We start from the raw sequence: 2,295 nt of genomic DNA on the forward strand, positions 1-2,295 counted from the left end.
CCTATCTCCCGGCCATTTTAATCTAATCCGAAATTCCATTTTAATTTCAAAATTTTACATTTTATCTATACTAATTTTCATTTAATGCTCTTTAGGCTAAAATTTTATCCTGTAGCAAACGGCAGTTTAGGGTGGCGCGTTTATAAGCGGAGCACCAAAACGTCATACGGCGAAGAAGCCAAGATTGTGCGTTAATGGCTTGTTTGATCAATCCGTGCTAAAACAGCGCGTAATGAGAATAGGGCGATGTAAAATTAAATGGTTCGTCTGTTTTGCAATAAAAGCGACTTTGAAAGATAATTGCGAAATTTAGCTATGAAATTTCAAAGCCACTAGCTGCTATGCCAGACATAAATTTTAAAATTTACCGACTCGCGCTTTTTAAATTTAGACTGGGTGCAAGTAAATTTCAAAATTTATCTTGCGCGTCTGAGCGATAAAATAAATGAGAGAAGCCGCGTAGCGCAAGCCTAGAACCGATACGCTCGTGAAACAGAGCGGGACTAGCGCAGCGAGCAGGCGGGTTAAAAGTAGGCGGATCTAAGAGATATCGCGGGCTAACGGGTCAAAGCGAGCAAATCCAAAAAATGACCAGGCGAGCAGATTGATAAGCCGAAAGAGAAGAGTCTGCCGAAAGGCTGCGAGCGAATTTTACTAGAAATAAAGGGCTTAAATGCGAAAAATTTTACTATTTTTATTGCTTTGTGCGGGAGCTTTTGCGCTTGAGTGGGACGAAGCCATCCTGCGAGGGGCGCTGCCAAACGGGCTTAAATACTATATTTTAGAAAATTCCGTGCCTAAAAATTCCGCCGTTTTTTATCTCATCGTGGATGCGGGCTCGATCGATGAGGGTCCCAATGAGCGCGGGCTTGCGCATTTCATAGAGCATATGTCCTTTAACGGAAGTCGCGATTTTAGTAAAAACGAGCTTATCAAAAAGCTGCAGAGCCTGGGCGTGAAATTCGGCGCCGACGTAAATGCGCAGACAGGCTACGACAGCACGATCTACACGCTTAACATCGCCGTTAGCGAAGAAAATTTAAAGGACGTTTTTAAAATTTTTGCTTCGATTGCGGACGGAGTGGAGTTTAATCCACTCGAGCTCGTAAAAGAAAGAGGCGTCATAATCGAGGAGGCGCGTAGCCGCGATACGCCGATTGCGAGGCTTTACGAGCGGATGGATGAGGAGCTTTACGGCGGCAGCGCGTATTTTGATCGTGCGCCGATCGGCGATATGGCGGTCGTAAAATCCGTAAGCGTGCAGCAAATCAAGGAGCTTTATCAAAAAATTTACCAGCCCAGGTCTATGAAATTTATAGCCGTGGGCGATTTTAAAAGGGATAAAATTTTAAAACTGCTAGAGCAAAATTTTTCGCCTCTTAAAAATACAAACTCCTACGCCCGCCCGGATATGGGCATTCCGCCTAGACAGGGTTTGAAAATTTACAATTACGATACGAACGAAACGTCGCTAAATTCCGTCAAAATTTCGTTTTGGGAGGAATTTGCGCCCCCAAGTAGCGAGGAGAATGCGAGAAAAATTTTAAAAAGCGAGCTTATCTCAAGCCTCATCTCTACGATTTATGAGAGGGCAAAAGCTAGCGAAGGCGCGCTGCTGCGAGTTAATTTTTCCAGATCGAATTTGCAGTTTCAAAAAATGATCTATAGCTTTGACGTCGCCGTTTTGGGCGGAGATTTTGACGGCGCGATCTCGCAGACGCTCGGGCTAATCAAAGGCTTGCGAGATAGCGGCTTTGATGAGCGCGATTTTGCCCTTGCGAAGGATGCTTTGATCAGCTCGCGGCACAGCGCCTTCGAGCGCAAAAAAAGCGCAAATTCCGCGTTTTTTGCAAGAGAGATTCTTCATGCCATAAAATCAGGGGCCGTCCTGCCTAGCGCCGCAAAACAGCGGGATTTGGACGTAAAGCTGCTGCGTGAGATCAGCCTGGAGGAGCTAAATTTAGAATTTAGGCGCCTTACGGATCTGGGCGAGGTGCACGCAAGCATCTTTAGCGGCTCCGGATATAATCTGGACGAGGCCAAATTTAAAAAGCTGCAAAGCGGCGCTAAGGCGATAAATACGCATGCCGCGTATAACAAGCTACCGGATAGCTTGGTTTCTAAAAACCTGCCTGAGGGCAAAATTTTAAGCAAAAGCTTTGAGCCGCGATTTAAATTTTATACCTACCTGCTTGAAAATAACGCGACCGTGATCTTAAAGCCGCTTAAGACGCGCAAGGATTTCATCTCATTCGCCGCGGTAAGCAGAGGCGGAATGTCCAATCTGGCGCACCC

At 45.7% G+C, this 2,295-nt stretch carries 1 protein-coding gene; it reads left to right on the forward strand.

The window, feature by feature from the left end; genetic code table 11:
* Nucleotides 1–673: 673 nt before the first annotated feature.
* On the forward strand, nt 674–2,295 hold a 1,622-nt coding region (locus Q0277_RS08690; RefSeq protein WP_297997298.1), incomplete at its 3' end, for a pitrilysin family protein.

Source organism: uncultured Campylobacter sp. (assembly GCF_938030815.1).
Lineage (GTDB): Bacteria > Campylobacterota > Campylobacteria > Campylobacterales > Campylobacteraceae > Campylobacter_B.